Below are 11372 nucleotides of genomic sequence, written 5' to 3'. Positions count from 1 at the left end.
TTCCCGGCGAGGGGCGGACACGGACGGAGGGCGACATGGCGGCCTTGGAGAAGCGGATCGCCCAGGGGCGGGGTGACGAGCCGGCCGATCTGGTCCTGAGGGGCGGTCAGGTCTTCGACGTCGTGACGGGCGCCTTCATCGACGGCGACGTGGCGGTCTGCAGGGACACGATCGTCGGGATCGGGGCGGAGTACGAGGGGCGGGAGATGCTTGACGTATCGGGCCTGACACTCGTGCCCGGTTTCATCGACACGCATCTGCATATCGAGAGCTCTCTCGTCACGCCGTTCGAGTTCGACCGCTGCGTGACCCCGCGCGGCGTCACCACCGCGATCTGCGACCCGCACGAGATCGCGAACGTGATCGGGCTGGACGGCATCCGCTATTTCCAGGAGGCGAGCCGCCACACGCTGATGGATATCCGCGTGCAGCTGTCGTCCTGCGTGCCGTCGTGCCACATGGAGACGGCGGGGGCCGAGATCGATGCGAAGGACCTCGCGCAGGTGATGGGGCATGAAAGCGGGATCGGGCTCGCCGAGTTCATGAACTATCCCGGCGTGATCCACCGCGATCCGGGCGCGATGGCGAAGCTGCGGCTCTTCGAGGGCGGCCATGTCGACGGGCATTGCCCGCAGCTCACGGGGCGCGACCTCAATGCCTATATCGCCGCGGGGATCCGGACGGAGCACGAGGCGACGACGGCGGAGGAGGCGCTGGAAAAGCTGCGGAAGGGAATGCGCGTCTTGATCCGCGAGGGCAGCGTGTCGAAGGACCTCGACGCGCTACAGCCGGTGCTGACCGAAGCAACGTCACCCTATCTGTGCCTCTGCACCGATGACCGGAACCCCTTGGACATCGGCGAGCATGGCCATCTCGATTACATGATCCGGCGGCTGATCGCACTCGGCTCGCCGCCGCTCGCCGTCTACCGGGCAGCGAGCCTGTCGGCCGCCGAGGCGTTCGGCCTGAAGGACCGCGGCCAGATCGCGCCGGGGAAGCGGGCCGACATCGTCGCGGTGGACAGCCTTGAGGGCTGCCACGCGCGGCTGGTCCTGTGCGCGGGCTGCCGCGTCGATGACGCGGCCTTCGCGCGGCGCGCGAAGGTGCCACCCGTGGGGCGGAATTCCGTTAAGGCGCCAAAGGTGACGGCGGAGAACTTCCGCGCTCGTGCGAACCGCTCCAAAACCGATGTGATCGGGATCATCGAAGGCAAGATCATCACCGAGCATCTTGTCGAGGACATACCCATCGCCGATGCCGACAAGCGGCCGGATACGGCCCGAGACCTCATCCGCATCGCCGTGGTGGAACGGCACGGACGGAACGGCAATATCGCGACCGGTTTCGTGAAGGGGTTCGGGCTGAAGGCGGGTGCGATTGCGTCAACCGTCTGCCACGACCATCACAATATCGCGGTGGTGGGCGCGGACTACGCCGACATGGCTCTGGCCGCGAACCGGCTGTCGGAGATCGGGGGCGGGATCGTCGTGGTCCGGGAAGGGGAGGTTCAGGGAGAACTGGCGCTGCCGGTCGCCGGGCTCATGAGCCTCGAGCCGTTCGAGACCGTGCGCGACCGGCTGGTCGAGTTGCGGAGTGCGGCGCGCGGTCTCGGTGTGACGCTCGAGGAGCCGTTCCTTCAGCTCGCCTTCCTGGCGCTGCCGGTGATCCCGGCGCTGAAGATCACCGACCGGGGCATGGTCGACGTGACGAAGTTCGAGATCATCCCGGGCTGAACCGGTTCCGCTGTCAGGTTGGCGACATGCCGCGCAGCCGCTCCGAGCGCCGGCGCAGGATCTCGACCGTCGTGAGGAGGATAATCGAGAAGGTCACCAGGATCGTTGCGACGGCGAGGATCGTGGGCGAGATCTGTTCGCGGAGGCCGGTGAACATCTGCCAGGGCAGCGTCTTCTGACCGGCTGAGCCGACGAATAGCACCACGACGACTTCGTCGAATGACGTGATGAAGGCGAAGAGCCCGCCCGAGATGACGCCCGGCAGGATGAGGGGCATCTGGACCTTGAAGAAGGTCCGGACCGGTCCCGCGCCCATGTTTGCCGCTGCCCGTGTCAGCGAGCGGTCGAAGCCGACAAGCGTCGCGGTCACGGTGATGATCACGAAGGGAATGCCGAGCGCGGCATGAGCCAGAACGACGCCCCAGTAGGTGCCCTGAAGGCCGATGCGCGAGTAGAAGAAATACATCCCCGCCGCCGAGATGATCAGCGGCACGATCATCGGTGAAATCAGGATCGCCATGATCGCGCGCCGGAACGGCACGTGCGACTGTGAAAGCCCGATCGCCGCGAGGGTGCCGAAACCGACCGACAGAATCGTCGCCACCGGCGCGATGCGGACGGAATTCCACAAGGCGCCCTGCCAGTCGGAATTCGTGAGAAAGTCGCGATAGTGCTTCAGCGAATAGCCGTCCGGATCGAGCGCTAGCATCGCCGGCGTGAAGGTGAAGAAGTCCTGAGCGTTGAAGCTCAGCGGGATCACGACGACGATCGGGGCGATCAGGAAGAAGAAGATCACCCCGCAGATCAGGCGGAACGTGTTGTGCCACAGCACCTCGCGCGGTGTCGCGTAGATCGGCACACCCATGCGGTATTCGCCACTATCGAGCCAGTAGGCGAACCAGCTTAGAACAAGGCCGAGGACGACGCCCACGATCAGACCCGAAACGCCGGCGAGGATGAGCCCGGCGATCCCGGCGAGTGCCGCTGCGCCAATCCGACCGGTCCGGCGCTGGGGCACAAACTGGATCAGCGCGTAGGCCAGCGCCGCCGCGAAAACCGCGCCAAGGAGGACGCCGATCAAGGGGCTGCCCTTGGCAGTGCCCACGACATAGCCGAGAAGCGCGCCCGCGGTGGCGTTCAGGGGTAGAGTGAAGCCCGTCAGGCTCGGCGTCGGAATTTCGGGTGCGAGAGTGGTCATCGTCGTTACCCCAGCTTCACGTTATCGATGCCGACGATCTTGTCGTAGACATAGTAGAGCAGCAGGACCGCCCCCAGGAGGATCGACCCGAGCGCCGCCGCAAGACCCCAGTTGAGCGAGGTCGAGATGTGGTAGGCGATCCGGTTCGAGATGAATACGCCATTCGTGCCGCCGACGAGTTCGGGTGTGATGTAGTATCCGATGGCGAGGATGAAGCACAGGATCGAGCCCGCGCCGATGCCCGGCACCGATTGCGGGAAATAGACCCGCCAGAATGCCGTCCAGGGCGTCGCGCCGAGCGACTTCGCAGCGCGCAGATAGGTTGGCGGGATGGTCTTCATCACCGAGTAGAGCGGCAGGATCATGAACGGCAGGAGGATATGCGTCATCGCGACGATCGTGCCGAACTGGTTATTGATCATCACGAGCCGCCCCGCGTTGTCGACAATTCCGAGCCAGACAAGGATGTCGTTGATCACGCCCTGCTGCTGCAGGAGCACCTTCCAGGCCGAGGTCCGGACGAGAAGCGAGGTCCAGAACGGCAGGAGGACGAGGATCATCAGGACGTTCGCCGTCGAGGCGCGCAGGTTCGCCAGAAGCCATGCGACCGGATAGCCGAGCAGCAGGCAGCAGAACGTGATCATGAGCGACATCCACAGGGTGCGGACAAAGAGCTTGATGTAGATCTGCTGCTGCGCAGGCCGCGCCTGGATGCCCTCGGGCGCCTGTTCAAGATCAACAGCGTTCAGGAAGTAGCCGGGCGTGTATGGCGGGCTGTATGCCTTGATCGTTTCCCACTTGTCGACGTCGCCCCAATCCTTGTCGATGTCGAGGAACGCCTCCTTGTAGAGGTAGGGCTCGAACCCGCCTACTGCTCCGGCGGCGTTTTGAAGAAGTGCTGTGTCGGCGCCCTCGATCGCGGTCAGCGCGTCAGGCGGGGTCGCGGAAAGATCCTGCGCGAGTGCCGAGAAGAGGACTGGCCAGGGCTTCGTGTCGGCCGGGCTTTTTCGGCCGTCGGACTGGACGTCGCGCGCGAAGGTCCGATAGACGCCCGTCGTGATCGGGAGCGCATCGGCGACCCCGTCGCGAAGCTTGAATCCGGGCTGCGACGCCTTCCGGTCACCGGCCTCGGTCCATGCGGCCTGATCGGCCAGCCACTCGTCGGATCCGAACAGCGCGGCCCAGGTCCCGGGCTCTTTCCACGCTTCGTCAAGATCGGTGAAGCGATCCATAAACGTATCGCCGATATCGTCGGCGCCACGGCCGGTCTTGCGGAAGAGCGAGGAGATGCCGGGGTTCTCGTAATTCAGGCGCGAGCCGAGCTTGGTGTGGTTCTTCTGCTCGGCCGCGATCTGGAAGTCGGTGGCGAGCGCCTGGAAAACGGGTTCATCCGGGGCCTCGCCGGAGGACGGGTCCCAACCCTTCAACGCCACGACTGTGCGCGGCAGCGTGTCGGCGACGATCTGGTTCTCGACCGAACGGAATAGCATGTCCGCGATCGGCGCGATGAAGGTGACGAGCACGAAGATGAGGAGTGGCGCGACCAGCGCAAGCGCGCGCAACTTCTGTCGCCTGAGCGCGCGGGCAAGGCTCTTTTTCAGCGGTGTGCCGTCCGCGGCCCGCATCTGGCCGGCCTGCGGCACGACGGCATCCTGAGTCATCGCTGCATCGGTCATGTCATGCCCTCGACAATTACAAAATCCGACTCGGCGTAGTTGCGCCGGATCGCGGCGGCCTTCTGGTAGTCTTCGGAATGATAGCATGCGACCGCTGCGTCATAGTCGGGAAACTCGACGATGACGTGGCGATCCTTTTGCGGCGCTTCGGGGGCCAAACTCTGCCCACCGCGCACGATGAAACGTCCGCCGTAGGATTCGATGACAGGTGTGTCCAGTCGAACGTATTCCGCGTAGTTCTGTGCGTCGACGACGTTCACGTGAACCATCCAGTAGGCCCTCGGCATCGCATCCCCCTTGTGGTGGCAGGGCCCTCGCCGGGGCCCTGCCATGTGTTCGGGTTGCGCTTATTGCGCCAGCCAGGCCTGGAACTTGGCGTCCAGGTCATCGCGGTTGTCGGCCCACCAGCCGTAGTCGTAGATGTGGGTATTGCCGGCATTGGCCGGGTCGGTCGGCATGTGCGGCGCCATGTCGATTCCGAGTTCCTCGTGCTGGCCGACGAGCGGTGCCGACGACGCGCGGGCCGGGCCGTAGGAGATGTACTTCGCCTGATCAGCAAGACGCTGGGTATCGGTCGCGAACTTCAGGAAGTCCAAGACGGCCGCTTGTTTCTCTTCCGAAAGCCCGGCCGGCACGATCCACCCGTCGAGGTCGAACGACTGCATGTCCCACAGCATCGCGATCGGCTGGTTCTGCTCGGCGATCGCCGAGAACAGGCGGCCGTTGAAGGTCGAGCCCATCACGACTTCGCCATCGGCCAGAAGCTGCGGCGTCTCGGCGCCGGCGGTCCACCAGACGACCTGATCCTTGATCGTGGCCAGCTTGTCAAAAGCCTGCTGCTGGCCTTCCTCGGTGCTGAGAACGTCGTAAATGTCCTCTTTGGCGACGCCATCGCAGTAAAGCGCCCATTCGACGTTGTCGATCGGACGCTTCTGCAGCGACCGCTTGCCCGGGTACTTCTCGAGGTCGAAGATGTCACAGACCGTGGAGGGAGGCGTATCGCCCACGAGATCGGTGCGATAGCCGAAGGTCGTCGAATAGACGATCTGCGGGATGAAGCAGTCGTTCTGAAGCGTGTCGCCGAAATCTTCGGACGCCGGCGCGCCGTCCGGAGCGGGGGCGAGCACTTCGTCGAAGTCGATTTCCATCGCGAGGCCTTCGTCGCAGAGACGGATCGAATCCGACACCGTCACGTCCACGAGGTCCCAAGTGATGTTGCCGGCTTCGTTCATCGCGCGAAGCTTGGCCACAGCTTCGGCCGAGCTTTCGTCCCAGATGATGTTCACGTCGGGGTTCTCGGCAATGTAGGGCTCGGCGTAGGCTTTGAGCTGCGAGTTCTGGTAGGCACCGCCCCACGACACCAGAGTAAGGTCGATCGCCGATGCGGCACTCGCGGACATTGCAAGCGCGCTGGAGGCGAGGAGGATTTTCTTCAGATGCATTAGTTACTCCCTAGTCAGTCCCGTCATTTCAGGTTCGGCCCGTGCCCCGGGATAGGCGGTGGGCCAACACTCGTGCCGGCGCCTATGCGTCGAGCGCGCGGCAATCCTGCGGCAGCCAGCCGATCTCGATCTGGCTACCTGGTTCCAGCCGGATCTGGTCCGGCGCGTTGCGTGTCTTGACGACGAAATCGTCATTGCCGGCGACGCGGAGCCGGGTGCGGAAGATGTCGCCCATGTAGATGAACTCCAGAACTTCCGCCTTGAGCGTATGCACGCCTTGCTGAAGCCGCGCCTTGTTATACTCCACCCGCTCCGGCCGGATCGAGACGCGGGTACGCTCGCCGGGCTTGGAGACGTTCACAGGCTTGGCGTCGATCAGCTCTCCATCATCGAGTTGGACGATGGCGATTTCGCCCTTGATCTCTTTGACCGTTCCGAGAAGCGTGTTGTTCTCGCCGATGAACTGGGCGACGAAGCTGTTTTCGGGCTCTTCATAGAGCTTCGCCGGGGGGGCGAGCTGCTGGATCCGTCCGTCGTCGAAAACCGCGATGTTGTCCGACATCGTGAGCGCCTCGGTCTGGTCGTGGGTCACGTAGACTGTGGTGATCCCGAGTTCGTGCGCGAGCCGCGTGATCTCGAATTGCATGTGTTCACGGAGCTGCTTGTCGAGCGCGCCCAGGGGTTCGTCCATCAGCACGAGCTCCGGCTCGAACACCAGCGCGCGGGCGAGCGCGATGCGCTGCTGCTGACCGCCCGAGAGCTGTGCCGGGCGGCGGCCGCCGAAGGCGCCCATCTGCACCATGTCGAGCGCGCGCTTGACCTTCTGCTCGCGCTCGGACTTGCCCAAGCCGCGAACCTCGAGCGGGAAGGACAGGTTCTCGGCCACCGTCATGTGCGGGAATAGCGCGTAGTTCTGGAAAACCATGCCGATCCCGCGCTTGTGCGGCGGAATATTGTTGATCGGACGCCCGTCGAGCTTGATGTCGCCATGGGTCGCGGTCTCGAACCCCGCGAGCATCATCAGGCAGGTGGTCTTGCCGGACCCCGACGGCCCCAGCATCGTCAGAAATTCACCCTTCGCAATGGCGAGGTTCAGGTCTTTCACGACCAGAGTTTCGCCGTCGTAGCTTTTCTGCACATGATCGAAACGAACGAACGCGTCAGCGCCGCCGGCGTCAGTCTGTGTCAATGTCGGGCTCCCCATCGGTGCGTTTTTGTGAGTCTTCGTTATGCGCTATGCGACTTAATCGAAACGTCGCGACGATTTCAACCGTGGATGCGATTTCCCCGCAGCATCGCACATTTCCCCACGCGGCGAGTCGAAAATGTCGTGAGCGCGACCACATTGGGTGCAAATGCGACACGGGTGGCGGTTGCCTCCCTGCACAGGTCCGATTCTAGCCTCCGGTCATGTAGGGCATGAGAACGACCTCGCTGTCGGGTTTGATCTCGGTGAACCACGCCTCGCGGTAGATCACGCCGTCGAGCGACAGCGAGACGCCTCGCTTGATCTGCGGTGTGAGGCCGGGATAGTCCTCGGCCAGCCGGTCGAGGAGCTGCTTGAAGGTCGTTGCGTCGACCTCGACTTCGGTCTTGCCATCCGCGGCCTGTCGCAGCGAGCCCCAGAGCCGGACCTTGACCATCTCAACCCGCCCCGCTGATCGCCTTCAGAACACGCGGAGGCGACATCGGCAGTTCGGTCATCCGGACGCCCGTCGCGTGCGAGACCGCGTTCGAGAGTGCAGCGAGCGGCGGGACGATGGAGGTCTCTCCAACGCCGCGCACGCCGTAGGGATGGCCCGGATTGGGAATCTCGAGGATCACCGTCTCGATCGGCGGCAGGTCCGAAGCGACGGGAACGCGGTAGTCGAGGAAGCCGGGGTTCTGAAGCCGCCCGTCCTCGCCGTAGATGTACTCCTCGTTCAGCGCCCAGCCGATGCCCTGCGCGGATCCGCCCTGCATCTGGCCTTCGACATAGTCGGGATGGACGGCCTTGCCTGCGTCCTGGAAGACGGTGTAGCGCAAGACCTTCGTCGCGCCGGTTTCCTTGTCCACCTCGACGTCGCAGAGATGGACGCCGAACGAGACGCCCGCGCCGTCGGCATTGACCTCGTAGTGGCCGGCAATAGGGCCGCCGGTTTCGGCCGATACGGCGGCGATCTCGGCCAGCGCCATCGGCGGGAACTTCCCGGCGTTCGGGCCGGCAGGCACTGCCGCGCCGTCCTTCCATTCGACCGCCTCGGGGTCGATGCCCCAGATCTTCGCCGCGCGGGTACACATCTTCTGGATCGCGTCACGGGCGGCCTTGATCGTGGCCAATCCGACCGCGAAGGTCACCCGGCTGCCGTCGGTCACGTCGTTGTAGCCGAGCGACGAGGTGTCGGCGACGATGGTGCGGATGCGGTCGTAGGGGATGCCGAGCTCTTCCGCCGCCATCAGGCTGATCGAGGCGCGGCTGCCGCCGATATCGGGATTGCCCTCGGTGATTCCGACCGTGCCGTCGGTGTTCACGTTCAAGGATACGCAGGTATTGCCACCGAAGTTGAACCAGAACCCGCAGGACAGACCGCGCCCTTGGTTGGGGCCGAGCGGCGCCTGGTAATGCGGATGTGCCTTCGCGGCCTCGAGGGTGGCCACAAGCCCGATATCGGGGAAGGTCGGGCCGTAGGAAGACTTCGTCCCTTTCCGCGCGGCGTTCTTCAGCCGGACGTCGAGCAGGTCGAGGCCCAGCTCCTGGCAGAGTTCGTCCACGACGCTTTCCACCGCGTAAACCGCCATCGGTGCACCGGGCGCGCGGTAGGCGGCCTCTTTCGGGCGGTTCGTGAGGACCGACCAGCCATAGGTGCGGACCGCTTCGAGGTCGTAGGCCGCGAAGGCCGCGGAACAGCCGAATTCGGTCGTCGCGCAGGGAAAGGCGCCGCCCTGGTAGCGGAGCGTCGCCTGGCCCGCGGTGATCCGGCCGTCCGTGGTCATGCCGATCTTGACGTCGGAGGACGACGACACCGTCGGTCCGGTCGCGCGGAAGACCTCGTCGCGGGTCATCACGAGCTTGACCGGGCGGCCGGCCTTCTTCGACAGCATCAGCGCGACCGGTTCGATGAACACGGTCGTCTTGCCGCCGAACCCGCCGCCGATCTCGGAGGCGGTGACGCGCAGCTGACTCGCCTCCATGCCCATGATGTCGGCGCAGAGCGTGCGGACCATGTACTGGCCCTGCGTGCAGCACCAGAGGTCGGCCTTTCCGTCGGAGGTGACGGAGGCGAGGCAGGCATGCGGTTCGATATAGCCTTGATGCGTCGCGGCGGTCTTGAAGCTGCGCTCGACGATCTTGTCGGCCTTGGCGAAGCCGGCTTCGAGATCGCCGTGGCCGAACTCGAAATGCGCTGTGACGTTTTCCGAGAAGCCCTTCGGCACGTTTTCCTGCACGCGGCCTTCCTGCACGACCGGCGCGCCCGGCTTCATCGCCGCGTCCACGTCGGTGACGTGGGGCAGGACCTCGTACTCGACCTTAATCAGCTTCAGCGCGGCCCGGGCGGTCGCCGCATCCGTCGCGGCGACGGCGGCCACGGCATGACCGTCATAGAGCGCTTTGCCACGCGCAATGCAGTTGTCCTGCACGTCGAGGGTGAAGTCGTCCTCGGGCACGCCGAAATCCTCGGCGGTGACGATCGCCTTGACGCCCTTCAGCGCGAGCGCCTTCGAGGCGTCGATGCTCTTGATCCGCGCATGGGCATGGGGGCTTCTGAGGATGCGGCCCATCAACATGCCCGGCGCGGTCGCGTCCGCGCCGTACATCGCCCGGCCGGTGACCTTGTCCACGCCGTCGGGGCGGCGGACCCGCGTTCCGACCTGTTTGAACTCACGCTTCACATATTCGTCGAGCGACATGTCAGGCCCCCCTCATCTCGGCCGCGGCCGACTGAACGGCGCGAATGATCTTGTCGTAGCCCGTGCAGCGGCAGAGGTTGCCGGCGAGCCAATAGCGCAGTTCCTCGTCCGACGGTTCGGGGTTCTTTTCCAGAAGCGCCTTTGCGGCGACGAGAATGCCGGGCGTGCAGATCCCGCATTGCAGTGCCGCATGGTCGATGAAGTGGCGCTGCAGGGGATGCAGGTCGTCGCCGTCGGCCATGCCCTCGATCGTGGCGATCTCGGCGCCCTCGGCTTCCGCGCCGAGGACGAGGCAGGAACAGACGAGCCGGCCGTTCAGCATGACCGAGCAGGCGCCGCAATCGCCGGTGCCGCAGCCTTCCTTGGCGCCGGTGAGGCCAAGCCGGTTCCTCAGCGCGTCGAGCAGCGTCTCGTCCGCCGTGCAGAGGAATTCGTGCGGATCGCCGTTGATCGTGGTGGAGACGGGAATGGCCTTCATTTCGAACCTCCGGCGCGGGCATAGGCGATCAGGGCGGCGCGCTTCGCCAGCGTGCCCGCTGTCTTGGTGCGATACTCGACGGTGCCGCGCTTGTCGTCGATGGGCCTGCAGACGGATTCGCAGGCCTTGGCCATTTTCGCGAGCGTCGCGTCGTCGAGCTTGGTGCCGACGAGAAGCTTGGCCGCGTCTTCGGCGAGGATCACGGTCGGCGCGACGGCGCCGAGGGCGATGCGGGCGGTCTTGACGGTGCCGTCCGGGTTCAGTTCCAGCGAGACGCCGGCGGAAGCGACGGCGATGTCCATCTCGGTGCGCGGAATGAAGCGGAGATAGGCGTCGGAGGCGCGGTCGGGCCGCGCGGGTAGGAAGATCGAGGTGACGATCTCGCCCTTCTTCAGGGTCGTCTTGCCGGGGCCGGACGGGATGTCGGCGATCGGGCAGTCGCGCTCGCCTTTCGGTCCGACGATCCGGGCGGTGGCGCTGGCGGCGACGAGCGGTGGGACGGCATCTGCGGCGGGCGAACCGTTGCAGAGATTGCCCGTCATGGTCGCGCGGCCCTGCACCTGGGTCGAGCCGATGAGTTGGAATCCCTCGGCCACGCCGGGCCACATCTCGCAGACCCCCTCATGTTCGCCAAGCTCGGCGCCCGACACCGCCGCGCCGATGCGGTAGCCGCCGTCTTCAGTGGTGATGTCCCGCATGCCCGGAATGCGCTTGATGTCGACGATGAGGTCGGGTTCGACCATGCCGGACTTGAGCTGGACGAGCACATCCGTTCCTCCCGCCAGCACGCGGGCGGTGCCCGCTTCGGCGGCGAGCGCTTCGGCGGCCTCCTTGGCGGTGTTCGCGGCTAGGTATCGCATATTCGGCTTCGTCCTCCCGACCGTCATTCTGAAATCGGCACCGGCCGGGCGAAAGCGGTTCGGCGCCAGAGCGTCACAATACCTGACCAGCCGAAAA

10 protein-coding genes are annotated in these 11372 nt (G+C 65.1%); 1 reads left to right on the top strand and 9 read right to left on the bottom strand.

Annotation, left to right across the window (positions count from 1 at the left end; genetic code table 11):
- Window positions 1–35 precede the first annotated feature (35 nt).
- The gene (ade, locus tag DEA8626_RS19365) at window positions 36–1733 is read left to right on the top strand and encodes an adenine deaminase (RefSeq protein ID WP_108854894.1); all 1698 of its coding nucleotides are present in this window, start codon (window positions 36–38) and stop codon (window positions 1731–1733) included.
- 13 nt (window positions 1734–1746) lie between these two features.
- Here ade and DEA8626_RS19360 read toward each other — a convergent pair whose 3' ends face one another.
- The 9 genes from DEA8626_RS19360 to DEA8626_RS19320 form a co-directional block, all read right to left on the bottom strand.
- Window positions 1747–2931 (bottom strand): ABC transporter permease, encoded by a 1185-nt coding sequence (locus DEA8626_RS19360; protein WP_108854893.1) that lies wholly within the window; start codon window positions 2929–2931, stop codon window positions 1747–1749.
- A gap of 5 nt (window positions 2932–2936) precedes the next feature.
- Window positions 2937–4607: an ABC transporter permease gene (locus tag DEA8626_RS19355; RefSeq protein ID WP_108854892.1), complete on the bottom strand. Its 1671-nt coding sequence runs from the start codon at window positions 4605–4607 to the stop codon at window positions 2937–2939.
- Window positions 4604–4894, bottom strand: a complete 291-nt coding sequence (locus DEA8626_RS19350) for a DUF1330 domain-containing protein (protein WP_108854891.1) — start codon at window positions 4892–4894, stop codon at window positions 4604–4606. Before DEA8626_RS19350 ends, DEA8626_RS19355 begins: the two co-directional genes overlap by 4 nt.
- Before the next feature lie 60 nt (window positions 4895–4954).
- On the bottom strand, window positions 4955–6049 hold the full coding sequence (locus DEA8626_RS19345; protein ID WP_108854890.1) for an extracellular solute-binding protein: 1095 nt from the start codon (window positions 6047–6049) through the stop codon (window positions 4955–4957).
- Window positions 6050–6131: 82 nt separating this feature from the next.
- Window positions 6132–7253 carry an ABC transporter ATP-binding protein gene (locus DEA8626_RS19340; RefSeq protein ID WP_108854889.1) on the bottom strand — a complete coding sequence of 374 codons (1122 nt, stop codon included), beginning with the start codon at window positions 7251–7253 and terminating at the stop codon, window positions 6132–6134.
- Window positions 7254–7446: 193 nt separating this feature from the next.
- The gene (locus tag DEA8626_RS19335; RefSeq protein WP_108854888.1) at window positions 7447–7692 is read right to left on the bottom strand and encodes a MoaD/ThiS family protein; all 246 of its coding nucleotides are present in this window, start codon (window positions 7690–7692) and stop codon (window positions 7447–7449) included.
- A gap of 1 nt (window position 7693) precedes the next feature.
- On the bottom strand, window positions 7694–9937 hold the full coding sequence (locus DEA8626_RS19330) for a xanthine dehydrogenase family protein molybdopterin-binding subunit (RefSeq protein WP_108854887.1): 2244 nt from the start codon (window positions 9935–9937) through the stop codon (window positions 7694–7696).
- 1 nt (window position 9938) lies between these two features.
- The gene (locus tag DEA8626_RS19325; RefSeq protein WP_108854886.1) at window positions 9939–10415 is read right to left on the bottom strand and encodes a (2Fe-2S)-binding protein; all 477 of its coding nucleotides are present in this window, start codon (window positions 10413–10415) and stop codon (window positions 9939–9941) included.
- Window positions 10412–11275: an FAD binding domain-containing protein gene (locus tag DEA8626_RS19320; RefSeq protein ID WP_108854885.1), complete on the bottom strand. Its 864-nt coding sequence runs from the start codon at window positions 11273–11275 to the stop codon at window positions 10412–10414. The genes DEA8626_RS19325 and DEA8626_RS19320 overlap by 4 nt, the downstream gene beginning before the upstream one ends.
- Window positions 11276–11372: the final 97 nt, after the last annotated feature.

Source organism: Defluviimonas aquaemixtae, assembly GCF_900302475.1.
GTDB lineage: Bacteria > Pseudomonadota > Alphaproteobacteria > Rhodobacterales > Rhodobacteraceae > Albidovulum > Albidovulum aquaemixtae.
Note: the sequence above shows the minus strand (reverse complement) of the source record. Positions and strands in the feature narration are given on the sequence as shown.

What these genes read in the sequence shown, in the direction of transcription:
- DEA8626_RS19345 (WP_108854890.1), bottom strand. Translation starts at nt 6,049, where the DNA reads ATGCATCTGAAGAAAATCCTCCTCGCCTCCAGCGCGCTTGCAATGTCC.
- DEA8626_RS19360 (WP_108854893.1), bottom strand. Translation starts at nt 2,931, where the DNA reads ATGACCACTCTCGCACCCGAAATTCCGACGCCGAGCCTGACGGGCTTC.
- DEA8626_RS19355 (WP_108854892.1), bottom strand. Translation starts at nt 4,607, where the DNA reads ATGACCGATGCAGCGATGACTCAGGATGCCGTCGTGCCGCAGGCCGGC.
- DEA8626_RS19340 (WP_108854889.1), bottom strand. Translation starts at nt 7,253, where the DNA reads ATGGGGAGCCCGACATTGACACAGACTGACGCCGGCGGCGCTGACGCG.
- DEA8626_RS19335 (WP_108854888.1), bottom strand. Translation starts at nt 7,692, where the DNA reads ATGGTCAAGGTCCGGCTCTGGGGCTCGCTGCGACAGGCCGCGGATGGC.
- DEA8626_RS19325 (WP_108854886.1), bottom strand. Translation starts at nt 10,415, where the DNA reads ATGAAGGCCATTCCCGTCTCCACCACGATCAACGGCGATCCGCACGAA.
- DEA8626_RS19330 (WP_108854887.1), bottom strand. Translation starts at nt 9,937, where the DNA reads ATGTCGCTCGACGAATATGTGAAGCGTGAGTTCAAACAGGTCGGAACG.
- DEA8626_RS19320 (WP_108854885.1), bottom strand. Translation starts at nt 11,275, where the DNA reads ATGCGATACCTAGCCGCGAACACCGCCAAGGAGGCCGCCGAAGCGCTC.
- DEA8626_RS19350 (WP_108854891.1), bottom strand. Translation starts at nt 4,894, where the DNA reads ATGCCGAGGGCCTACTGGATGGTTCACGTGAACGTCGTCGACGCACAG.
- ade (WP_108854894.1), top strand. Translation starts at nt 36, where the DNA reads ATGGCGGCCTTGGAGAAGCGGATCGCCCAGGGGCGGGGTGACGAGCCG.